Consider the following 22,882-nt stretch of genomic DNA (forward strand, 5'->3'; position numbering starts at 1 on the left):
CGCCCCTCTCCCCACCGCGATCGGGGTTCCCGACGGATGGACGGACCGACCGAGCGGACAGGAGCCGCCGCCGCGATGCAGGACCACCAACCCGCCGAGGGTGGCGACCCCCCATTCCGGCGGATCGTCGAGAACGGGGCCGACGGCGTGGTCGTCCTCGACCCCGAGGGCGCGATCGTCTACGCCAATCCCGCCGCCGCCGCCCTGCTCGGCCGGCCGATCGAGTCCCTGAAGGGCCGTCCCCTGGGCCTGCCCGTCTTCGCCGGCCAGTCGGCCGAGATCGACGTGCCCGGCCCCGGCGACACCCCCCGGGTCGTCGAGCTCCGCCCCATCCGGGCCGACTGGTCCGGCCGGCCGGCGCTGCTGGTCGGGCTGAGGGACGTGACCGCCTATCGCAAGCTGGCCGACGGCCAGCGCTTCCTCGCCCGGGCCGGGGCCGAGCTGGCCCGGTCGCTCGACCTGCCCGAGACGCTCGACCGGATCGCCCGGCTCGCCCTGGAGCACCTGGCCGACGGCTGCCTGATCGACCTGGTCCGGCCCGACGGCAAGATCTGCCGGGAGCGGGCCCGCCACGACTCCCCCGACCTCGACGCCGCGATGGCCCCGCTCCGGGACGGCGACTGCGTCCCTTCCGGCGGCCCCTCCGGGCTCCCCCGGGTCCTCCGGACCGGCCGGCCGAAGCTGTTCAACCGGGCCACCTTCCCGGCGATCGACTCGCTGACCGGATCCCCCGCCAGGAGGGAGGTCGTCCGGGCCCTGGGGGTCAACTCGCTGCTGATCCTGCCGCTGGTCGCCCGGGGCCGGACCCTGGGCGCCCTGACCCTGCTGGCCACCCGCCCCGGCCGCTGCTTCTCGGCCGCCGACCTGCCGGCCACCACCGAGCTGGCCCAGCTCGCCGCCCTCGCCCTGGATGACGCCCGGCTCTACGAGGAGGCCTGCGAGGCGGTCCGCCGCCGGGACGAGTTCCTGGCCATGCTCTCCCACGAGCTGCGCAACCCCCTGGCCTCGATCGTCCACGCCTCGGCCCTGCTCCGGGACGCCTCGGCCCTCGGGGCGGGGCAGCGCCAGGCCGTCGAGGTGGTGGCCAAGCAGTCCGAGCAGATGTCCCGGCTGCTCGACGACCTGCTGGACGTCTCCCGGGTGACCCGGGGAATCATCCGGGTCGACCGCCGTCGGGCCGACCTGCTCGACGTGGTCGACCGCGCCCTGCAGGCCGCCCGCCCGGCGATCGAGTCGGCCGGCCACCGGCTGCACTTCGACCGCCCCTCCGGCCCCATCCCGATCGACGGCGACCCGGCCCGGCTCTCCCAGGTGCTGGTCAACCTGCTGACCAACGCCGCGCGATACACCCCCCCGGGGGGGAACGTCTGGCTCGAGGTCGACGCCGGGGGGGGGCAGGCCCAGGTCGTCGTCCGGGACGACGGGCTGGGGATCGAGCCCGAGCTGCTGCCCCGCATCTTCGACCCCTTCATCCAGGGCCGACGGGACCTGGATCGGTCCCAGGGCGGGCTGGGGATCGGCCTGACCCTGGTCAAGACGATCGTCGACCTGCACGGCGGCGCGATCTCCGCCTCCAGCCCCGGGCCCGGCCGGGGCAGCTCCTTCCGGCTCCGGCTGCGGACCGCCCCCCCCTCCCCCGACGGGGACGGCGTCCCCGCCTCGGGGGCCCCCCCGGGCGGCCCGATCCCCGAGGCCGGCCGGCCGCTCCGGATCCTGATCGTCGAGGACCACGAGGACAACCGGGAGATGCTCCGCACCCTGCTGGAGATGTCCGGCCACCGGGTCGAGACGGCGGCCGACGGCATCGAGGCCCTGGACGCCCTCCGGAGGAAGCCGGACCTGGCCCTGCTCGACGTGGGGCTGCCGGGCATGGACGGCATGACGCTCGCCCGGGCCGTCCGGGCCGACCCCGATCTCTGCGGCCTCCGCATGGTCGCCATCACCGGCTACGCCCGGCCCGAGGACCGGGAGGAGGCACTCTCCGCCGGCTTCGACGCCCACCTCCCCAAGCCCGTCCCCATCGAGGAGCTGGACCGACTGATCGCCCTGCTCCCCGACGGGCACCCTCGCCTGCCCCCCCCGAGCCCCTGACAGGCCGGCCCCCGCCGACGGGGGCCGGCCCGTCCCATCGCCGTCAGAGCGACCAGCCCTCCCGGTACGTCGGCCGGATCAGCCGGTCGGCCTCGGGCCTGCCGGGCACGGTCATCGCCTCGGCGTCGTAGTCGATCGCCTCGCCGAGGCGGACGGCCACGTTGCCCAGCAGCATCGACTCGGTCAGCACCGCCGCGTAGTCGAAGTTCGACAGCGGGCTCGGGCCGCCGTCGACGATGGCGCGGACCCATTCGCGTTTGTTGTTCAGATCCCGGTCGTCCTCGCCTCCCAGCCGTTCGAGCGTGCGGGGGATCTCCAGCGCGATCGCGGTGTCGTTGGCGTCGTCGGCACGGGTCGGCCAGAGTTCCTGCTCCATGCCGTAGTCGCTGGGGGAGTAGAGCGTCAGCGCCTCTCCCACCAGCAGCGAGCCGCTGTCGACCGCCGTCCGGCCCCGGAACAGGGCCGGGTCGGGCAGGTTCCGCTCGCCGTCCTTCGCGCCTTCATACCAGGTTAGTTTGACGGGGGGCAGCTCGCCCCGGGCGGGGAACTCGTAGGTGATCGTCGCCCAGGCGGGGTAGGTCTCGGGGTTGATCGCGCCGCTGACGGCCGAGACCCGGGTCGGGTAGCCGAGCATGAGCCCCATGAAGGGCAGGTTCGCCGTGTGGCAGGCCATGTCGCCGAGCGACCCGGTGCCGAAGTCCCACCAGCCCCTCCAGTCGTGGGGGTGGTAGACCGGGTGGTACGGCCGCATCGGGGCCGGGCCGACGAACAGGTCCCAGTGGACGTGCTCGGGGACCGGCGGCGTCTCCTCGGGACGGGCCACGAGGTCGGGCGCCTGCTTCCAGTACTTGAACGGGCGGTTGGTCCAGACGTGGACCTCCCGGACGGGCCCGAGGGCGCCGGACCGGATCAGCTCGACCCCGGTCCGGAAGCCGTCGGAGGCCGTGCCCTGGTTGCCCATCTGGGTCTGCACGCCGTGGGCCCGGGCGGCCTCCAGCATGGCCCTCGCCTCGAAGGGCGAGTGCGCCAGCGGCTTCTGGCAATAGACATGCTTGCCGCGCTTCATGGCGTCGATCGAGGCGGCGGCGTGGGTGTGGTCGGGGGTGCTGACGACGACGGCGTCGAGGGTGTCCCCCAGGGCGTCGAGCAGCTCCCGGTAGTCGTGGAAGGTCTTCGCGTCCGGGTACTGCTCGGCCTTCTGCTTCAGCCGCCGGTCGTCGATGTCGCAGAGGGCGACGACCTGCCCGCAGGCGGCGGCGTGGTCGGTGTCGCTGCTCCCCTTGCCGCCGACGCCGATGCAGGCGATCGCCACCCGATCGTTCGGCGACTGGCCGAAGGCCCGATTCGGGTCCCGGCCCAGGATCAGGAACCCGGCGCCGAAGGCGGCCGACGACCGGAGGAACTGGCGGCGGTGGAGGCGGTGGGGCATCTCGGGGATTCCTGGGGGCGAAGGCTGATCTCGGGAGGGTATGGTTCGATTCGAGGGATCCGAGGGTATGATCCGGACCCTCGCCCCCGTCCTCGGGGGAGAGGGTGGGCGAAGCCCGGGTGAGGGGGCTCGGACGACTCGCAAGGCTTCAGGGCGAACGCCGGGACCCCTCACCCCGGCCCTCTCCCCGCGAGCGGGGAGAGGGGGAGGGACTCCGACCCTCGCCCCCTCGGGTGGGGGAACGGGGAGGGGGTTGGATGAAGACCGGGTCGAGATCGGGGTCGATCCCGACCGCCTTGAGGATGCCGAGGACCACCGACTCGGGATCATCCAGGACCTCGTCATTGCCGACCCGATGAACCACCAGCCCTCGGCTCTCCAAGTCACGCTGGCGGCTGATGTCCTGGTCGGCTCGATCGTCGTGGGTTCGGCCGTCGACCTCGATGACAAGCCGGTAGGCCGCACAGTAGAAGTCGACGAAGTAGGGGCCGATGGGGTGCTGCCTCCGGAACTTGAGGCTGGAGAGACGGCGATCCCTCAGCAGGTACCAGAGCGATCGTTCGGGGAAGGTCGACTCCCGCCGGAGTCGTCGGGCTCGGGCCCTCCGGTACCCGGCCGATCGAACGTCATCGGGATCCGGTTGGCTCATGGTACATCTCGATGCCAGGATAGCAAGCCAAGCGAGCGTGTTCGGACCTTCGAGGCGTTCCGACCCTCGCCCCCGTCCTCGGGGGAGCGGGTGGGAGAAGCCCGGGTGAGGGGGGCTCCGACGACTCGCAAGGCTTCAGGGCGAACGCCGGGACCCCTCACCCCGGCCCTCTCCCCGCGAGCGGGGAGAGGGGGACGGAGGCCGACTCGACGAGCCTCGCCCGCTCCCGCCTTCGGGGAGCGGGCGAGGGGCGGGGGGCCCGCGTCGGGGCCGGCTCAGACCTTCGGCAGCTCATAGCCGGTGCGATACGGGCGGGAGAGGAGGCGGTTGGCCTCGTCGTCGCCGGGGAAGGTCTCGGTCTCGGCGTCCCAGGTCAGCTTGCGGCCGAGGACGTAGGAGATGTTCCCCAGGTGCGTCGTATTGGTGGAGTGGTGGGTGACCTCCACGTCGCAGACGGGGCGTTCGCGGGTCTTCAGGCAGCGGAGGAAGTCGTCGACGTGGTTGGGGAGCCCGTCGTCCTCGGCCTTCACCTGCTCGGCCTGGGTGTTGATGGTCCGGGTGGGGACCTCCCCCTTGATGAGCTTGATGCCGTAGGGCTCGGCCAGCTTGTCGGGGATGATCTCGTGGCCGGAGCGGTCGATGAACAGCGAGCCGTCGGTGCCGCAGAAGAGGATGCCGTAGCCGTGGCCGTTCATCGGCATGCCGTTCCCCTTGCGCATCGAGTACGTCAGCACGCAGTCGCCGGGGAACTCGTAGACGACCTGCATGGTGTCCGGCGTGTCGCGGTCGTCCTTCACGCACCAGATGCCGCCGGTGGTGTTGACGGTGGACGGGCCCTTCTGGTCGATCGCCCACAGCGCGATGTCGTTGAGGTGCACGCCCCAGTCGCTCATCATGCCGCCGGCGTAATCGAAGAACCAGCGGAAGAGGAGGTGGAAGCGGTTGATGTTGAATGGCCGCGCCGGCGCGGGCCCGAGCCAGGCGTCGTAGTCGACGTAGGAGGGGGCCTCGCTGTCGGGGGCGATGCCCATGCCGTAGGGGCTGATGTTCTCGAAGTTCCAGGTCTGGATCCAGTGGACCCGGCCGATCTTGCCCTGTCGGATCGACTCGACGGCCGTCTTGAAGTTGTCGCTGGAGCGCTGCTGGGTGCCGACGGCGACGACCCGCTCGTGCTTGCGGGCGGCGTCGACCATCGCCCGGCCCTCGGCCACGTTGTGGGCCAGGGGCTTCTCCACGTAGACATCCTTGCCGGCCTGGCAGGCGTGGATCGTGGGGTGGGCGTGCCAGTGGTCGGGGGTGGCGATGACGACGGCGTCCAGGTCGTCGCGGTCGAGCATCGTGCGGTAGTCTCGCATCGCCTCGGGGCGGTCGTAGCCGCCGTCCTTGGCGATCCGGTCGGCCGTCTCGTTCGCGTGGTTGTCGTCCACGTCGGCGACGGCCACGAACTGGACCTCCTTGCGGGGGAGGAACTCGCCGAGCAGCTGGTTGCCCCGGCTGCCGGCGCCGATCAGGCCGAGCCGGACGCGGTCCTGCGCCGGCGAGGCGCCGGCGGCCCGGATGCCGAAGGTGGCGGCGCCGGCGGCGACGCCGACCGAGCCGACGAAATTCCGACGCGAGAGTCCCTTCTTCGGGGTCATGGGGTGCCTCGTCTCTGGTTCCGAGTCGGGAGAAGTGGGTCGCCCGGGGCCGAGGCCCGGGGAGCGAGGGGACGTACCCCCGATCCTACCCCCGGCGCCGGCGGGAGGCCAGCGACCGCCGGCCCCGGGCCGAGGGCGGGCGGCACCGCAATTGCTCGCTCATCCCGGCCAACCGCCCAGGGCGGCGCGGTCGGGCGGGGCACCCGGATCGGGACCGGGGGCCTCGGCACGCGTCGCCGTCGGACCATCTCGAAGGGAGGATCAACTCATGAATTCGGCAGGATCGATCCGGCAGGGCCAGCAGGCCGGCCGGGAGTTGTGGCAGGCCCAGGGCGATCGACGCCGGGTGAACGTGGGGCAGACCGAGCGGCTCGTCTCGCAGGTCGGCGGCGGGGCGCTCATCGTGGTCGGCCTGGCCCGGGGGGGCCTGAAGGGCCTGCTGGCCGCCGGCATGGGGGCCGCGCTGCTCGCCCGGGGGACCACCGGGCACTGCTCGCTCTACGAGGCGATCGGCATGGACACCTCGGAGCCCGAGCAGGGCCCCTATGGCGCCGTCCCGGCGCAGCAGGGCGTGCGGGTCGAGGAGTCGATCATCATCGACCGCGTCCCGGACGACATCTACCTCTTCTGGCGCGACCACGCCAACCTCTCGAAGTTCATGACCGACGTGGTCGAGGTCACCTCGGCCGACGGCATCCACTCGCACTGGGTGGTCGGCGGGCCGATGGGGCTGACGCTGGAGTACGACGCCGAGATCCACAACGACGAGCCCGGCCGGCTGATCTCCTGGCGGTCGCTGCCCGGCGCCCAGCTCGCCACGGCGGGCACCGTCCGCTTCTCCCCCGCCGCCGGGGGGAGGGGCACGGAGGTCCGGGTGAACCAGAAGTTCGACCCGCCCGGCGGCAAGCTGACCGTCGGCCTGGCGAAGCTCCTCGGCCACGACCCGACCAGCGTGACCCGGGAGAACCTCCGCCGCCTGAAGCAGCTGATGGAGGCCGGCGAGGTCGCCACCATCTCCGGCCAGCCCTCCGGCCGGGCCTGACGCCGCCGGGATGGCGGATGGCCGATGACCCACATCCCCCATCCGCCATCCGGCGATCCCCACCCCCGATTTCCCCCGTCGAGAAGGTCGTCGAACGATGAAGGCCCTCTGCTGGTACGGCAAGCAGGATGTCCGCGTGGTGAACGTGCCGGACCCGAAGATCCTCAACCCGAGGGACGCGATCATCCGGGTCACGTCCACGGCGATCTGCGGGTCGGACCTCCACCTCTACGACGGCTACATCCCGACGATGCAGCCGGGGGACATCCTCGGCCACGAGTTCATGGGGGAAGTCGTCGAGCTCGGCCCCGGCGTGAACGCCAACGGCGGCCCGAAGCTCGGCGTGGGAGACCGCGTGGTCGTCCCCTTCCCGATCGCCTGCGGCCGGTGCTCCTTCTGCAAGGGCGACCAATTCTCCCTCTGCGACAACTCCAACCCCAACGCCTCGCTCACCGAGACCGCCTACGGCCACGCCCCGGCCGGCATCTTCGGCTACTCGCACCTGATGGGCGGCTACGCCGGCGGCCAGGCCGAGTACGTCCGCGTCCCCTACGCCGACACCGGCGCCTTCAAGGTGCCCGACGCCCTGACCGACGAGCAGGTCCTCTTCCTCACCGACATCCTCCCCACGGGCTACCAGGCCGCCGAGAACGCCGGCATCAAGGCCGGCGACACCGTGGCCGTCTGGGGATGCGGCCCGGTCGGCCTCTTCGCCATCAAGAGCGCCTACCTGCTGGGCGCCGGCCGCGTCATCGCCATCGACCACTACGAGTCCCGCCTCCGGATGGCCCGCGAGCACTGCGGCGCCGACGCGATCAACTACCAGGACGTCGACGTCTTCTGGTACCTCAAGGACACCACCGGCGGCCGAGGGCCAGACGCCTGCATCGACGCCGTCGGCCTGGAGGCCCACGGCCACAGCGTCGACGCCCTGTACGACTACGCCAAGGCCGCCATGTACCTGACCACCGACCGCGCCCGGGTCCTCCGCCAGGCGATCACCTCCTGCCGCAAGGGGGGCACCGTGTCGATCCCCGGCGTCTACGGCGGCCTCGTCGACAAGTTCCCCATCGGTGCCGCCTTCAACAAGGGCCTGACCCTGAAGATGGGCCAGACCCACGTCCACCGCTACCTCCGGCCCCTGACCGACCGCATCGAGAAGGGGGAGATCGACACCACCTTCCTCATCACCCACCGCCTCCCCCTCTCCTCCGCCGCCGAGGGCTACTCCACCTTCCGCTTCCAGCCCGACGAGTGCGTCAAGGTCGTGCTCTCCCCCTGAACCCCGGCCGAGGGCATCAGGCGCGGCGAGCCGAGGGCGGATGCCGCATGACGGCGGGTGGCCTCGGCGAACGGCCGACCCCGGCTGCCACGGGCTCCTCCGGTGCCGGGCCGGCCGCCGCCGTCCTCACGCCTCGCGTCGCGACGAGGCCGGGACGACCCGCCGTCCCGGCCACCCGCGGCTCGCCCAGAGGACGGTGACGCTACCCCGAGTCGCGGAGGAACGGCCGCCTCTCGTAATTAGCGGGGATGGAGACGATCGGCTCCTCCAGGGGGACATCCGCACGGCGACGGCCGACGGCGCGGACATAGCCGAGATAGCGGCCACGGTCCTCCTCCAGCGCCCCGATCTCGGCCGCGTTCTCCGGCGCGACCACCTCGTGCCAGTCGCGCCACAATTGCCAGCCGTCGGGCAGGGTGTCGGCCGACTGGATGTCGAGGATGCCCGTCCGCTCCCAGTGCCGACGCCACCAGGCCGCCGAGTGCAGGCACCAGAGGTCCGGCGTCCACCACCCGCGGAGGTGGTCGGGGAGCGGCCCGTCGATCTCCCGGACCAGCCCGGCCCCGGCGATCGCCACCAGGCCGCCCGGCTTCACGAACCGGGCGAGGGAGCCCAAATAGAGGTCATCGGTGCCGTAGTAGACGAATGAGTCGATGGACACGATGGCGTCGAAGAAGTCGGCGGCGAACGGCAGCGCCCGGGCGTCGCAGCGGATCGGGAAGACGCCATCCCCGACGCCGGCGTCCTGCACGCGCCTGAGGTTTTCCGAGGGGCTGAACCAGAGGTCGGCGGCCCAGACCTGCACGCCGAACTCGCGGCGGAGGAAGATGGACGAGACGGCCCGCCCACAGCCGAGGTCGAGCACGCGCATCCCCGCTCGGAGGTCGAGCGCCTCGCAGAGCCACTCCGTCATCCACAACGGATTGGCCCCGCCGCTGACGCCCGCGAGAAGCCATTCGGGGTGATATGCCGAGGAGCGGGGGAACCGCGGGGAGTTGAGGCGATCATCCATTTCGACGAGTCCCCTCCGCGGGGTGGCCGGGACGACGGGTCGTCCCGGTCGAGAAGCGACACGAGGTCGATCGAGCCAGGCGGGCCGGGTGGCGGTGGCGGCGTGCAGTGCCACCCAGAAATCGCCTTCGAACGGTGCCACCCGCCGTCGACGGTACGCCCATGACAGGAGAGGCCGCGAGGGCGGTCATGCGGTCTCCCCGACCTTGACACGGGCCCTCGGGAATTCCTCCAGCAGCCTCGCGTAGATCGGGACGGTGCGGAGCCAGCGTTTCAACGCCCGCTGGCCGGACCGCCGGAGCTTGGGATGATAGCACGAGGCGACCCGCAGGGGGGTCGGTACGATGGTCTCGCGGCCGACATCCGGCCGGGGTTCCTGGAAGAGGCCCAGCAGCAAGATCGGCGACACGAGCAGGCCGAGCCAGGCATACGCCCGGTGGTCGCCGCCCGGGTAGATCCGCTCGGCCTCGACGGAGAGGTCGGCGACGTCGTCGGTCGATTCGCCGCTGATCGCGCAGCGATCCCCGGCGGGCAACTCGCCCCGCCACAGCATCCCGCGGATGACGTCGATCGTCCCGGCCTCGTAGGCGAGTCGGCCCGCCAGTTCGCGGAGCCTGCCGACGCTCGGGACATCGACCTCGGCCCCGCAGGGGCAACGCAGCGTCGTGCCGGCCTGCGCGGCCTGCACGGCGAGCGATCGACCGCACGAACATTCAAGCGAGAAGCTCATCGACGACGCGGCCTCCGTACGTGCGACGCGGGACGGCCGGGCGGGCGGCCGGAGCCGGGGGGGGCGTACCCCGGATTCGGCGCCTACGCCCCCGGGGGACGCCCCGCGTCGCCCCGGCCGCCCTCGGGCTCCTGCTCAACAGCGTATTCGAGCGCCACGGTCCCGGTCGCGGGGTACGGCTTGCTCTCGACCAACTTCATCCGGGTGCGTGCCGCCCCGGCCGGCAGCAACGGCACGCCGCCGCCCAGGAGGACGGGGGCGATCGCGACCTCGATGCGATCCACCAGCCCCAGGTCGAGCAAGCTCCGGAACAGGCCGCCGCCGCCGAACAGCCAGATGTCCCGTCCCGGCCCGGCTCGCATCTGCGAGAGCGCAGGGCCGAGCCCGTCCCCGAGGATGGTGTGGCCCGGGTAGTCCTCGGGGTTGAGCGTCCGCGACACGACCACCGACCGGACGCCCGGCATCTCCATCCCCTGGCCTTGCGCCCGGGCGATCTCGAACGTGCGGCGACCCATGAGGACGGTATCGAACCGGGCGAACAGGGCGCCGAAGTCGAACTCCGGGTCCATCGGGATCCAGTCGAATTCGCCGTTCGGCCCGGCAATGTACCCGTCCAGGCTCATGGCAACCGAGTAGACGATGGTTCTCATCGGTCCCCCCGCCGGGTGACCGGGACGACGGGTCGTCCCGCTCGCGAAGCGACATGAGGTCAATCGAGACAGGCGGCCGGGGCCGGGCGGGGCGTGCCCCGAATTCAGCCGCCAACGATCCCGGGGCACGCCCCGCCCGGCCCCGGCCGTCCGCCGCACCCAGGACCCGGAATCCATCATCCCCACGAGCCACCCTGAGTACAACGCACGCCTTCGTCCCAGGCTCGGTCTGGCGAAAGGATTCTCAGCCTCGCAAGTCCAAAAAGAAAAAGAGTGACTGCGAGGGCCGATTCCCTGATCTCAAGGGTGTACGCCTGGTGCCAGTGTCTCCGCCGGTGCCGGCCCGACCGGGTGGCAATGACCGCTCGTCGGCCAGTGTCATCGACCGGCCCAGCTCACGGGCGGGCAAGCGGCCAGTGCCATCCGGAAGCGGTCTCCGATCAGCGCCACCTTCCCGCCCGTGACTTCGACCGGCGGTCAGGGAGACTCGCAATCAGATCAAGCACCCAACCGCCGCCCCGGCCGAGCGGCTTGCGAACGCTTCGGCCGGATACAAGACGAAGGCCAGAGCGATGAAGACGGCGAAAGTCACGACCAGGAACAACACGAACAACCCGATCGCCGCGACGAGGCTCGTCCCTCCCCGCCGAGCAAGCGCTCCGGCGACCGCCTGCTCTCCCAGTCCCTGCGCCCGGACATCCGAGATCACCCTGCGTGCGTGCGAGTAATACCAACGATTCCCATAAGATCCGCAGACAATCGCCGCCACCAGCCCGACCACCAGACCCCGGCCGGCCGGGACCGCCTCGTTCCCGAGGACGACCACGAAGATCACTTCCTCGACGACGGATTCCAGGAGGATGACGGCGAAGAAAATCGCGGTCACCCTGTACATCTTGCGATAAACAAGCCAGAAGCCGGACAGGAGGAACGCAGCCAGGTTGAACCCAGCCCCGGCCGACTCCCGCTCCAAAAGGTGAGTCCACCGCCTGAGGTAGTAATCCGCATTCGAGCCAACAAAAGCCCGAAGATCTCGCTGTTCGGGTGTCTCGGCAGGGACCGATCGCGCCCCGATCGATCCCGACTCGGGCGCCGCATAGGGGTTCTCGGGCAGCGAACGATCATCATTAGCAGACATCGCATGGTGCCTCGCTGAGGAGATTGCCCTCAAGGGGCCTACGCCATCTGGACACAGGAGACCGGGGCTGGGCAACCGCGCGGTGGCCGGGACGACACAACGTGTTGTCCCGATCTCGAAGCGACAACAAGCCAATCGAGCCGGGCGACCAGAGCCCCAACCGATCGGCCCGTCTCATCCTATCGCGCGGGGTGGCCGGGACAACGTGTCGGCCCGGTCGCGAAGCGACACGAGGTCAGCAGGGCCAGGCGACGGGGACGCCCACCGATCGGCCCGTCTCGTAGGATCGGGCAGAACTCCACGGCCAATCACACGGCCTCTCGACGAGCCCGGCCCGCACCGGGTTCAGGTGCATGGAGATCAGCTTCTCCTCGGTCTTCCGCTCGGTGAACAGATTGAACTCATTAGACCCGGCCTGCCAGACCGGCTGTGTCAGGTCGATCGTCCCGGCATACCCGAGCAGGCAGCAGCGGACCAGGCGCCTGATCTGGACGGAACGACGCTGCTTCCACTGCGTCATGAAGTGGCTGATCTGGTCGGGGCGGGGGAACCACACGATGGCATGGACGTGATCGGGCACGACCACGAACCCGACGCACCGCCCGTCCTGCCGGCTGAGTTGGGAATTGAGGACTCCCAGCACGACCTGCTTGGCTCGGTCGTGATCGAGCAGCCTGTGACGCCGATCGCACGAGAAGGTCACGAAGTGGGCGTGGCCCTCCCGGTCGAACGTCCGCTTCCTGACCATGCATCGAGCCTGGTGCCCGCGATGACTGACCTCAAGCCTCCTGTCGCTTCGCGACCGGGACAACACGTTGTCCCGGCCACCCGCGGGTGCCACTGGCTCCGCCCGTGTCGGGACGGACCGGAGCACTGGCGGGGCCAGTGTCACCCAGACATGAGCACCCATCGTCCGCCAGTGCCACCCGCTCGCAAGGTTAGGCGGGACCCCCAATCCGAGGCTCGAAGGCCCTGCTCCAGTCACCTGTCGGAGCCGCCCTCCTTCCCAGGAATACTGGCCTCGCCTGGAAAGCAATTTCAGTGAAGAGGAGCGGGACGGCCCAGCAGGCCCAGCTCATAACGGACAGGCGATCCGCCTTCGTGCCGATGCCCCAGTAGGCCAAGACGTCCTCCCCGAGCCTGAAGGAGACGAATGCCAATGTCACCACATAGCTGCGGATCATCCATTGCTTGTGCTGATCGACGTTCCGATTGAGGATCGCTGCGAACGCCATCCCGGAGGTCGTCAGCCAAGCGACGGAGAGGAAGGCCAGGCCGGCAGCGTAGGTCGGTGTCACGCGGCTGGTTGTGGCGAGAAAGAGGCCCGTGGCCCCGCCGAGCACGACGCTGGAGAGATACACGCGCCCGACGACACGATGCACTTTGACGTGGTCCCTCCGAAGTCGCGGCCAGAACTGCGGCAAGCCGGTGCCGATGGCGACCAGACCGGCCAAAACGTGAAGCAAGAGCCAGCTCGCGCGCGGCCAGAAATAGAGGCCGTATGCCTGGGGAGTAACCACAAGAAATCTGAGGGCCCGAGTGCTTACGTAGTGAGTCGTGAGGCAGAGCACGACGACCCAAGATGCGGTGACAACTAAATGCGAGAATCCGCCGCCGGTTCTTTGCGATGGTGATGCCGGAGTCACGGGTGCCCTCCCCCCGCTTCGGGAGACACGACCATAGAGTTGGTCGATCTCATCCCATCCCACTCCGCTCCGACAACGCGCGAATTCGCCGCCTAACGCCAAAGCTCAGCGGACCGGCCGCCGACCAGTGGCCCTGATGATACCGGAGAGCGCCCGCGGCGGCCGGGTCCGCCGCAGCGCGAGGTTAGGCGGTCCGACCAAGGTATGGACATACCCACGAAGACCTGATCGTGTCCCGCTGTTAACTAACGCCCGGCGTTGGTCGGCGGCGTCATGACGAGCCGGACACAACAGGTCATCCACCGATCGTCTCCGCGGAGGGAGACGACCGTGCCCCGGCCCCGGCTCGGGCGGTCGGTCCGCGTCGAGTTGGTGACGGACCACGTGAGGTCGCTGACGAGGACGTCCGGCGTCACGAACCGGGCATGCTCCGTGGTGAGTTGGGCCCGGATCTGCGGCGAGTTCGCGAAGGTCTCCCTGTAAAATTGCTCGATCGCCGCACGTCCCTCATGGTGCGTGATGACTTCGTCCCCGAGCGAGGAAATCCAGTCGGCGTCAGGGGTGTACCTCGTGGCGAGAGCGGCGACGTCGTGGGCGTTGTAGGCCGCGACGTAGGACTCGGTCTGTTCTCGGGCCAGTTGCATCGCCTCCTCGCCCGATCCGGTCTCCTGCTGTTGCGCCGCCACCGGAGCGACCAGCAACGACAGGGCGACGATCGGAGCGATCAGCGTCGTGAAGGTGCGCATCGCATCGTCTCCTGGAGAAGGTTCTTGAGCCGCCTAACTTTGTTTAGCCGGACGAACTTTCGTGAAAAATCATGCCTATTCGTCCGTATGATCCCGATCCACGTCTCGATCATCCCTTGATGCCTAAGACGATAGCAAGTGAAATCCCGGTATTATACAGACGAACAGGAAGCGACAAACGTGCCCCGCCCCTCCCCGCCAAGATCGGGCCGGGGCCGAGGGAGGATTCTCGGCCCGCCCGCCGGATAAAGTGACTGAGGGGGCCCGATTTCCTGATCTTAAGGGTGTACGGCCGACGCCGATCGGGCGGGACGATGGGGTCCCGGGGCGCGGCGGCCGGGGCGAGATGCGCCGGGCACCCTTGAGACATCGACCCATGAAGACGCCGTCGGAGAAGCAGGTCGAGGCCAATCGTCGGAACGCGATGCGGTCCACCGGGCCGAGGACCGAGGCGGGCAAGGCCCGGAGCCGGATGAACGGGCTGGTCCACGGCATGGCCGCCGAGGTCGTCGTCCGCGAGGAGGACCGGCCCCGGTACCAGGCCGAGCTGGACCGCTGGGATCGGGACGCCGGGCCCTGCAACGCGGTCGAACGCCACCTGATCCGCCGGGCCGCCGTCGGCGCCGTGCGGGCCGACCGCATCGAGCGGGCCCGGGAGGAGAACCGGGGCACGGCCGCCCATGACGCCGCCGAGCGCTGGCGGAAGCGGCGGCAGGCCAGGGCCCGGAAACTCGCCCAGACCCTCGCCCTGGACCCGAGCAACGTCCTGCCCGACCTGGAATCCTCCGCCTTCGGCTGCGACTGGCTGATCGGCCGCTGGCAGGCCCTCGACGCCCTGCTCCGGGTCGGCGCCCCCTGGGACCAGCTCCGGCTGACCCGCACCCAGCACCTGCTCGGCCTGCCCGAGGGGACGCCTGCTCCCGACGCCGACCCCGCCCTCCGCGCCCTCTGGATCCTCGCCGAGGCCTGCTCGCCCGGCAGGATCACCCGGCTCCCCCGCGTCTCCGAGGCCGAGGCCCGGCTCCCCGCCGAGCCGGGGGCCGCCCGCCAGGCGCTCCGGGCGATGGTCGCCGGACAGCTCGACCGGGTGGAGCGGCTCCGCGACGACGCGTGGCAGGCCGTCGAAGGGCCCGAGTGCCGCTCGGTCGCCGTCGCCGCCGCCGCCGCCGACACCGCCCCCGACGCCCAGCTCCACCACCGCTACGAGGTCGCCTCCGACCGGTCGGCCAACGCGGCCGTCCGCCTCTACCTCAACATCCGGGACCGCCGCCGCCGCGAGCAGATCGAGCTGGCCAAGGCCGCCCAGGGCTGCACCCTGCTGCGCGTCCCCGTCGGCGGCGGCTGGTGGTGCGAGGTCGACGCCGCCCCCGCCCCCCCCGGCTTCTCCCCCCTCGACCCGCTCCCCGACCCGAAGCCCCCGACGCCCGCCCCCGACGGCGACGGCGACGGCGACGGCGATCGGGGAGGGCCCTTTGCCCCGGCTCCCCGGGTCGACCGGGCCCTCGACCTCGGGCCCCCTCCCTCCCCCGGGCCCTCGACCTCGGGCCCCCTCCCTCCCCCGAGCCCTCGGCCCCCGATCCGTCCCCGGCCTTCGACGGCCCCCCCGGCCCGGCCGCCCCGACGCCTCCCCCTCCCTCGACGATCGCCCCCGCCCCGCCCCCCCGGGCCGTCCTCCCCCCGACGGTCCCCCACCTCGACCCGACGCCCCCGACCCGGCCGTCTGCCCCCGCCCTCCCCGGGGCGACGGCCGCCGACGATCCCGCCCCGACCGCCGATCGGCCCGCCCCGACCGCCGGCCGGCCCCCCGGCGAGCGGCACTCCCGACCCGGTGCGCCGGAGCGGAACGAACCCATTTCGGCCCCCTCGCGACCGGACTTCCTGACCCGCAAGTCGTTCAAGGATTTTGAATTGCGACGCGACTCCCGGATCCACCCGCCCCGGCCCGTTTCGCGCACCGGGTCGTCACCGGGCCCCTCCCTCCGGCCCCCCGACGGTTTCCAGGGCCCCGAGCCTCCCCCGTCCGCCCCGGGCGTCCTCGACCCGACCCGGAGCCTCCGGGGCTCCGCGCGGCCAGGCCCCGACTCCCCTCGATCGGGGTAATCCCGCATCGGCTGGGTGACTCGCCTTCGGGGCGCCGGGGCCTTGTCCGCGAGGCCCCGGCGCCCCGAAGGCGACTGATGATAAAGTCAATCCCGCAGATGAGGAACGGATTGCCCGGATTACGGATCGTTGGGGTGGCCGGGGTCCGCGCAGCGGCCCCCGGCCGACGGCCTCGGGCACCGGGCGCCCGGCCAGGCCCCGGCTCCCCCGGATCGGACCGAGGAAGCCCGCCGAGAGGACCCGTTCGACGGTGTTGATGGGACGACTGGGGTCTCGCCTTCGAGAACCCGGCTCGCCCGGAAACCGGGATCTCGAAGGCGAGACCCCGGTCACCCTTCACATGAGGCTGCGGAAATGGGTCAGGTGAACGTGTCGCTCGGCCCGACGTCCGAGGGGCGGGATGACCGATGGGCCTCGGCCCGGGTCCGTCGGCCGCCCGGGGTTGACCGACCGGGGGGGGCGGCGGCCGAGGCGGGGGGAGATCGGCCAGCCCGACCCGGCCCGGGGGTCCGGGCCGGGGTCGGGAGGCCGTGGGAGAGGAGGATTCGTCGGGGACCGTCAGCGGGACGGGCGGCGTCGGCGACGCAGCCCGGCCGCCAGGCCACCGGCCAGGCCGAGGCCGCAGAGGGCGATCGAGGAGGGCTCGGGGATGGCGACCGCCGTCGGGGTGAAGAGGACCGTCACGAGGCTCCCGGCGCCGAAGGTGGCGTCCGGGTCGACCGAGCCGTCGTCGAAGAACTCGTAGAGGGTCAGGTAGACCACGCCGTTGGACGAGAACGAGTTGGCGGCGATCGAGCCGCTGGCCGCGAAGGTGCCGGGGGAATCCGGGGCGCCGTAGTCGAACATGTCGAGGTCGGCGTCGAGCGACAGGTCGTCGTCGGTGTCGACGGCGATCAGGACCTCGCTGACCCAGCTCGGGTCGAACGACTCGTAGTTGACGTCGAACTCGACGCCGACCACCGTGCCCTCGACGCCGAAGTCGTGGGTCAGGGTGGGGAAGGCGTCGTCGAAGGAGTCGGTGAAGGTGGACAGGCCGCTGATGTCAAAGGTGTAGGACTCGGCCGATGCGGCCGAGGCCGTCGACGCGGCGATCGCGGCGCAAAGCGCGAGCGTGCGGGAACTCGTCATCGAGTCTTCTCCGTGAATGAGGATCGAGGGATGCGGGCCACGATCATCGGGCGGGGAGGGGAGACCGCGAACAGGTCATCACCCGTGATGGGGCTCGGCACATGAGACCGACCCAACCGCGCATGTGCAAGCGGGTGATGCATTTTTCCATCACCCCCGCACCGGCCTCCATCCCGGCGTCGCCCGACGAGGGGCGGCCCGGCCCCGCCGGCCTCGGCCCCCGGCCGGGCATCGGGGCGGACGCCGGTCGGGAGCCGGGGCCGCCAGGTCGTCGATCCGGCCCCGCTCGCGGCCCGCTCGCGGTTGACCATGCGGGCGGATCGGCTTATGATCCGCCGCGCCGGGGGCCGGCCGGGGACGGCCTGGCCCTCGGCACCCGGACAGTCGGGTCGGATCGGACCGAGTCGCCCGCTCGGCCCGGGCCCGGAATCGACAGGGGAGGGATTCCCGATGCTCTTCGCGATCGTCCTGGCGGCCTCGCTCCCGGCGTCGCCGTGGGGCCCGGCCCCGTTGCAGACGCCCTTGCAGTTGCCGACGGCCCCCGTGCCCTCGACCGACCCGGCGGCCCCGGCGGTGGTGCCGGCCGGGCCGGGGGGAACCGCCGTCGGCGGGGGGCCCCGCTACGCCTTCGAGGTGAAGGACATCCAGGTCGAGGGCCTGGACTGGCGGGGGACCCTGCGGGGCAAGGCCCGGCGGCTGGGCTGGGAGGCGGGGGTGACCACCTGGGCCGTCGACGAATTGACCGTCGAGGCCCTGATGGCGCACGTCCAGGGGTCGAACCGGTCGCTGCTGATGCAGGCCCCCCCGGCGATGGCCGGGGCGGGGGAGTCGGCCCGGACCTTGACCGGGTCGACCGTGCAGCTGGTCGTCGACATGGAGCGATCCCCCGTCGGGGCCGGCGGCCCGGGGCAGCCGCAGCAGGACGTCTCCTACTCGCCGGTGCTGGAGCAGATGCACAACGGGGTGGATCTGGCCGTCTCGGCCAGCCCCTCGGCCGGGGGCGGCCTGATGCTGGGCCTGAACCTGGACGAATCGAGCATCCAGCAGGTGCACACCGGCACCTTCGAGGACGCGATCGACGGCAATGCCTCGGGGGACGACCGGCCGATCCTCGGCCTCTTCCGGCGACGGGGCGGCGAGCCGGACGACCCGAGCGTCTCCAAGGCCGGCGCGATGAGCCTCCAGGCCAGCTTCAAGGTGCCGGAGGTGATCCGGTCCCACGTCGAAGGGTCCTGGGAACTGAAGCGGGGGGAGAGCCTGCTGGTGAGCCTGGGGGCGCGCTCCGGCGCCGAGAAGTGGGGGCGGCCGTCGGTCGTCGAGCGGCTGGTGCTGATCACCGCGAAGCCGGAGTCGGGCCTCTCGCCCCGGTCCCTCGAGGCGATCCCCGAGGTCAACCCCGCCCCCACGGCCCCCCCGCCGGTCCCGGGATCTCCCCCCCTGCCCTCGGCGACCCCGCCGCGCTGATCGAGGGGCCGTCGGCTTCAGGATGGGGCCTTCGGCGTCGGTCACCGACCCGGCCCCCTCGGCTCGTAGAGGAACAGGCCCCCGGCGGTGCCGACGAGGCGGTAGTGGCGCCGGGCGGCCTCGGCCAGCCCGGGGGGGAGGCCGAAGTCGTAGGTGTCGTAGGGATCCCGGGCGTCGAAGAGGTCCTTGGTGGTGACGATCGCGTCGTACTCGGCGGCCTCCAGGCGGCGTCGGATCTCGGCGGGGTCGATCCGGCCGGTGGTGACCATGACGCGGAAGAGCCAGGGGTCGACGAAGGGGGCGCGGGCCCCCATGCGGAGCTGGACCTCCCCGCAGTCGGAGAGGATGGCGAGGCCGGGGTCGGCCGCCTGGTCGCAGAGTTCCCGGCGGATGTCCAGCCCGGCCCGCCCCGGCCCGGAGATGAAGGCGACGAGGCGTCGGGCGGTCTGCATCTGCTCGAAGGCGTGCAGGGAGCCGGGGATCATCGCGTAGCAGAGCAGGGCGACCGCCGCCGTCGCGGCCAGGCCCCGGGCGGCCCGGAGCCGGCCGGGCCCGGGGGCGGGGGCGGGCGAGGAGCAGAAGCGCCGGGCGGCCCCCCAGGCCGAGCCCCCGGCCAGGGCGGCGACGAGGCGGAGGCCGAGGAAGTAGTTCAGGTCGGCCCCGAGCTTGGCGGCGGCCAGGGTCGAGCCGACCAGCTGCACGGCGGCCAGGGTGGCCAGGGGGAGGTCCCGGGGGCGTCGGGGGTCGATCGTCGCCCAGAGCCCGGCGGAGCCGACCGGGATGAGGGCGACGGCGAGCACGATCAGGGGGTTGGGGTCGACCGGCCAGATCAGGACGGCGGCGCTGCTGCCGACGAGGATCGCCGCCGGGGCCAGCAGCGCCGGCCAGTCCCGGGGCTTCCGGGCGGCCCAGAGGCCGAAGCCGACGGCGGGCAGGACGATCAGCTCCCGGGAGAGGGTCCAGAGCCTCCAGAGGACGTGGCGCCAGCCCTCGGCCGAGGAGGGGGTGCCGGCCTCGCCGAGCAGGTCGGCGGCGAACCTGGGCTCGACCGCGAGCGTCACCCCGAGCACGACCAGGGCGGAGGCCAGGGCCGAGCCGACCGCCAGGGCGATCGCCTGCTTCCTGGATCCCGAGATCGCCAGGGCCAGCACCGCCGCCAGCAGGTAGAGGGCGGTCGTCTGCTTGGCGAAGGTCGCCGACACCAGCAAGGCCCCCCCCAGGGCCAGCCGACGACGGCCCGGGGGGGTCCTCCCCCCGCCGGCCGCCAGGAGGAAGCCGAGGAACCCGAGCAGGTCCGCCACCACGTCGGGCCGGACCATGACGCCGAAGCCGATCATCGGCGCCGGGCCGATCGCCAGCAGCCCGGCGAAGATCCCGGCGAGGACCCCCTCCCGACGGCCCGAGGCCACCCCCACGGCCAGGCCCGCGGCCGCCCCGGCGGCGACCGTCACCAGGCGGCCGATCCGGGTCAGGGCGTCGAGGTCGGCGTCGACGAGCCGGCCCAGCCCGCCGACGAGCAGGAAGTAGAGCGGGCCGAAGAAGTTCGAGACGTGGACGGGCCCCGATCGCCAGTCGGGGTAGAGCGGCTCGCCGTGCTGGGCCCTCCAGGAGAGGTGGACGGACTTCGCCTCCAGGTGGTACGCCTCCAGGGGGGAGACGACCAGGGCGGCGGCGTAGGAGACGAAGAGCCCGGCCCGGGCCAGGGCCATGACGAGCAGCAGCGCCAGGAGCGGCCGGAGCAGGGTCCGCATTCAGCGACCCTCCTCCCCCGGGCCGGGGCCCGGGTCGACGGTCCTGGGGGCGAGGCGGGAGGCGGCGACGACCTGGGGGGGCGGCGGGCCGACCCGGACCCGGGGCAGGTCGACGTACAGCGCATGGCGGTCGTCGCCCGGGTCGATCGCGAAGGCCGGCAGGTAGCTCGCCCTCACCGGCACGATCAACCCCGGCGGCAGCAGGAACTGGTGGTTCAGGGCGATCGGGGCCCGCAGGTCCCCGGTGGAGATGACGGCCTCGAACTCGCCCCGGACGACCCGGCGCCTCAGGTCGTCGGGCCGGAGCCGGCCGTCGATCGCCAGGCTCCGGAACAGCCAGGGGTCGGCGAAGGGGGCCCGCCCCCTCATCCGGAGCAGGATCGGCCCGCTGTCGGTGAGGATCGGGCGGTCGGGATCCTCGGCCAGGTCGAAGAAGAGGCGGTAGGCCTCCAGGACCGCCCGGCCCCGGTCGGAGGAGTAGAAGCGGGCCTCGGCCCTCGACTCGCCGAAGACCCGGGCCGCGTCCCGGAGGCCCGGCACCATCGCGAGCGTCCCCACCAGCGCGACCGCCAGCCATCCCCACCGGGGCCGGGGCCGGGGGCGGGCCGGCCCGCCCTGCTCCCCCCCCTCGGGGCGTCGGAGCTCGGCCCCCCAGGCCGCCCCCGCCCCCATCGCCGAGACGAGCCGGAGGCCGAGGAAGTAGTTCAGGTCCGAGCCGATCTTGGCCGAGGTGACCACGGCGGCCGCCGGCACCAGGACGGCCAGGGCCGCCAGGGCGGGCTCCCTCGGCCTCCGCGCGACCCAGAGCACCAGGCCGACCGCCGCGAAGTAGGGCAGTTCCGGGGCCCGCTCCACGATCGCCCGGTTCGCCATGACCCAGAAGACCGGGTCCCAGCCCATCTCCCGCTCCCCCAGCAGGGACAGGACGAACATCGGGCCGTCGCGCACCGTCGCCACGCCGACGATCGCCCCGACCGCCAGGAGGGGTCCGAGGCCGACCGCCGCCGACGCCTTCCAGCGGCCCGAGGCCAGCAGCCCGGCCGAGGCGGCGAGCAGGTAGACGCCGCTGGTCTGCTTGGTCAGGATCGCCGCCCCCAGCAGGGCGGCGCCGATCCACTGCCGGCGGGGTCGGGCCGAGATCGCGGCCAGGAACCCGGCGAAACCGAGGGTGTCGGCCAGCAGGTCCGGCCGGGCCATCGCGCCGAAGGGCATCAAGGGGGCGGAGCTGAGGCCGATCAACCCCGAGAGCACCCCCGCCCGCCGGCCGTACCTCCGGCCGCTGGCCAGGCCGACGACCAGGGCCGCCGCCAGGCTCGGCCCCACCGAGCCGAGCCGGCCGATCCGGGTCAGGGCGTCGAGGTCGGCGTCGGCGAGCCGGCCCAGCCCGCCGACGAGCAGGAAGTAGAGCGGCGAGAAGAAGTTCGCCACGTGGGGCTCGATCCGGTAGTCGGGATAGAGCGCCTCGCCGGCCTGGGCCCGCCAGCAGAGGTGGACGAACTTCGATTCGAGGTAGAACGCCTCCAGCGGGTCTCCGTAGAGGACCGCCGCGTTGGCGAGGAAGAACGCCGACCGCGAGGCCGCCAGGGCGATCGTCAGCGCGAAGGCGACCGGGACCAGACGCTTCATCGGGCGAGGGGCTCCGCTCGACTGACTCGACCCCGATCAGGGCGTCCCCGGGGCCGGCAGGACCCGGGGCAGGAGGGACTCGACCCGGGGGAGGCCGGGGTCCATGCCGGAGAGCCGCATCGCCCTGACGTGGGAGCCGAGCAGCCTCCAGTCGTCGGGCGCGTCGACATCGTACCACGGCGGCAGCACCGCCAGCGACCGGCCGGCACCCCGGAGGCGGTCGAGCGTCTGGCCGAGGACGGCCGACGTGCCCCAGGCCACCCCCTCGAAGATCGGGGGGACCGGCGGCCGGCAGCCGACGAGGTAGTACCCGCCGTCGGTCGCCGGGCCGAGCACCACGTCCTTCGACTCCAGGCAGAGGAAGGCGCCGATGACGATCGAGGGGTCCAGCGTCGGGCTGTCGGAGCCGATCAGGACGACCCGGTCGGCCCCGTCCCCGAACTCCCCCTCGAAAAAGGCCCGCATCCGGGCGCCCAGGTCCCCCCCGGCCTGGGGCTGCATGACCAGGCCGGGGGGCACGACGGGGTCGAACCAGGGGCCGGCGTCCCCGGGGGAGTAGACGAAGACCCGCCGGCCCCCGGGGGCGAGGAAGCGGTCGGAGGCCCAGGCGTCGAGGGTGTCCAGGAGCATCGCCTCGTGCGCCTCGCAGGCGAACCCGTCGCCGAAGCCCGCGGCCAGCCTCGTCTTCACCTTGCCCGGCTCCGGCTTCTTGCCGAAGATCCCCAGCACCGCCCCTCCCGGCATCGGCCACGCCACGCGATC

The 22,882-nt window shown here is 72.2% G+C and carries 19 protein-coding genes; 5 read left to right on the forward strand and 14 right to left on the reverse strand.

Annotation, left to right across the window (positions count from 1 at the left end):
- Positions 1-75 precede the first annotated feature (75 nt).
- Entirely contained in the window at positions 76-2,091 is a 2,016-nt protein-coding gene (locus ElP_RS31630; protein WP_197446527.1) for a PAS domain-containing hybrid sensor histidine kinase/response regulator, read from the forward strand.
- A gap of 43 nt (positions 2,092-2,134) precedes the next feature.
- On the opposite strand, the gene ElP_RS31635 is transcribed toward ElP_RS31630, so the two are convergent.
- From ElP_RS31635 to ElP_RS31645, 3 genes are all read right to left on the reverse strand, one after another.
- Positions 2,135-3,520: a Gfo/Idh/MocA family protein gene (locus ElP_RS31635; RefSeq protein WP_145277090.1), complete on the reverse strand. Its 1,386-nt coding sequence runs from the start codon at positions 3,518-3,520 to the stop codon at positions 2,135-2,137.
- A 148-nt stretch (positions 3,521-3,668) separates the two neighbouring features.
- On the reverse strand, positions 3,669-4,169 hold the full coding sequence (locus ElP_RS31640) for an endonuclease domain-containing protein (protein ID WP_145277092.1): 501 nt from the start codon (positions 4,167-4,169) through the stop codon (positions 3,669-3,671).
- A gap of 275 nt (positions 4,170-4,444) precedes the next feature.
- Positions 4,445-5,806, reverse strand: a complete 1,362-nt coding sequence (locus ElP_RS31645) for a Gfo/Idh/MocA family oxidoreductase (RefSeq protein WP_145277094.1) — start codon at positions 5,804-5,806, stop codon at positions 4,445-4,447.
- A 268-nt stretch (positions 5,807-6,074) separates the two neighbouring features.
- Here ElP_RS31645 and ElP_RS31650 point away from each other — a divergent pair, with 268 nt between their 5' ends.
- Both ElP_RS31650 and ElP_RS31655 read left to right on the forward strand, forming a co-directional pair.
- Entirely contained in the window at positions 6,075-6,848 is a 774-nt protein-coding gene (locus tag ElP_RS31650) for an SRPBCC family protein (RefSeq protein ID WP_197446528.1), read from the forward strand.
- Positions 6,849-6,945: 97 nt separating this feature from the next.
- The gene (locus ElP_RS31655; protein WP_145277097.1) at positions 6,946-8,130 is read left to right on the forward strand and encodes a zinc-dependent alcohol dehydrogenase; all 1,185 of its coding nucleotides are present in this window, start codon (positions 6,946-6,948) and stop codon (positions 8,128-8,130) included.
- Between the two features lie 202 nt (positions 8,131-8,332).
- On the opposite strand, the gene ElP_RS31660 is transcribed toward ElP_RS31655, so the two are convergent.
- The 7 genes from ElP_RS31660 to ElP_RS31690 all read right to left on the reverse strand — a co-directional run bounded on the left by ElP_RS31660 (position 8,333) and on the right by ElP_RS31690 (position 14,051).
- Complete coding sequence (locus tag ElP_RS31660) at positions 8,333-9,142, reverse strand: SAM-dependent methyltransferase (RefSeq protein WP_145277099.1); 810 nt, start codon at positions 9,140-9,142, stop codon at positions 8,333-8,335.
- Between the two features lie 186 nt (positions 9,143-9,328).
- Positions 9,329-9,871 (reverse strand): hypothetical protein, encoded by a 543-nt coding sequence (locus tag ElP_RS31665; RefSeq protein WP_145277101.1) that lies wholly within the window; start codon positions 9,869-9,871, stop codon positions 9,329-9,331.
- A gap of 83 nt (positions 9,872-9,954) precedes the next feature.
- Entirely contained in the window at positions 9,955-10,521 is a 567-nt protein-coding gene (locus ElP_RS31670) for a dihydrofolate reductase family protein (protein ID WP_145277103.1), read from the reverse strand.
- Between the two features lie 493 nt (positions 10,522-11,014).
- Positions 11,015-11,659, reverse strand: a complete 645-nt coding sequence (locus ElP_RS31675) for a DUF2628 domain-containing protein (RefSeq protein ID WP_145277105.1) — start codon at positions 11,657-11,659, stop codon at positions 11,015-11,017.
- Positions 11,660-11,894: 235 nt separating this feature from the next.
- Positions 11,895-12,407, reverse strand: coding sequence for an REP-associated tyrosine transposase (locus tag ElP_RS31680; protein WP_197446529.1), 513 nt, complete (start codon positions 12,405-12,407; stop codon positions 11,895-11,897).
- Positions 12,408-12,597: 190 nt separating this feature from the next.
- Positions 12,598-13,125, reverse strand: a complete 528-nt coding sequence (locus ElP_RS31685; RefSeq protein ID WP_197446530.1) for a DUF2306 domain-containing protein — start codon at positions 13,123-13,125, stop codon at positions 12,598-12,600.
- A gap of 425 nt (positions 13,126-13,550) precedes the next feature.
- Positions 13,551-14,051, reverse strand: coding sequence for a YybH family protein (locus ElP_RS31690; protein WP_145277111.1), 501 nt, complete (start codon positions 14,049-14,051; stop codon positions 13,551-13,553).
- Between the two features lie 376 nt (positions 14,052-14,427).
- On the opposite strand from ElP_RS31690, the gene ElP_RS31695 reads away from it, so the two are divergent.
- Positions 14,428-15,933, forward strand: coding sequence for a hypothetical protein (locus tag ElP_RS31695; protein WP_145277113.1), 1,506 nt, complete (start codon positions 14,428-14,430; stop codon positions 15,931-15,933).
- A gap of 776 nt (positions 15,934-16,709) precedes the next feature.
- Here ElP_RS31695 and ElP_RS31700 read toward each other — a convergent pair.
- Positions 16,710-17,279 (reverse strand): PEP-CTERM sorting domain-containing protein, encoded by a 570-nt coding sequence (locus ElP_RS31700; RefSeq protein WP_145277115.1) that lies wholly within the window; start codon positions 17,277-17,279, stop codon positions 16,710-16,712.
- A 450-nt stretch (positions 17,280-17,729) separates the two neighbouring features.
- On the opposite strand from ElP_RS31700, the gene ElP_RS38940 reads away from it, so the two are divergent.
- Positions 17,730-18,743, forward strand: coding sequence for a hypothetical protein (locus tag ElP_RS38940; RefSeq protein WP_197446531.1), 1,014 nt, complete (start codon positions 17,730-17,732; stop codon positions 18,741-18,743).
- 41 nt (positions 18,744-18,784) lie between these two features.
- Here the strand turns inward: ElP_RS38940 and ElP_RS31710 are convergent, their stop codons facing one another.
- From ElP_RS31710 to ElP_RS31720, 3 genes are read right to left on the reverse strand one after another with little or no spacing between them, the layout of a single operon-like run.
- Positions 18,785-20,494, reverse strand: a complete 1,710-nt coding sequence (locus tag ElP_RS31710) for a hypothetical protein (RefSeq protein ID WP_145277117.1) — start codon at positions 20,492-20,494, stop codon at positions 18,785-18,787.
- Entirely contained in the window at positions 20,495-22,120 is a 1,626-nt protein-coding gene (locus ElP_RS31715; protein WP_145277119.1) for a hypothetical protein, read from the reverse strand.
- 36 nt (positions 22,121-22,156) lie between these two features.
- On the reverse strand, positions 22,157-22,876 hold the full coding sequence (locus tag ElP_RS31720; RefSeq protein ID WP_145277121.1) for a TIGR04282 family arsenosugar biosynthesis glycosyltransferase: 720 nt from the start codon (positions 22,874-22,876) through the stop codon (positions 22,157-22,159).
- Between the last annotated feature and the right edge of the window lie 6 nt (positions 22,877-22,882).

It is taken from the genome of Tautonia plasticadhaerens (genome assembly GCF_007752535.1).
Lineage (GTDB): Bacteria > Planctomycetota > Planctomycetia > Isosphaerales > Isosphaeraceae > Tautonia > Tautonia plasticadhaerens.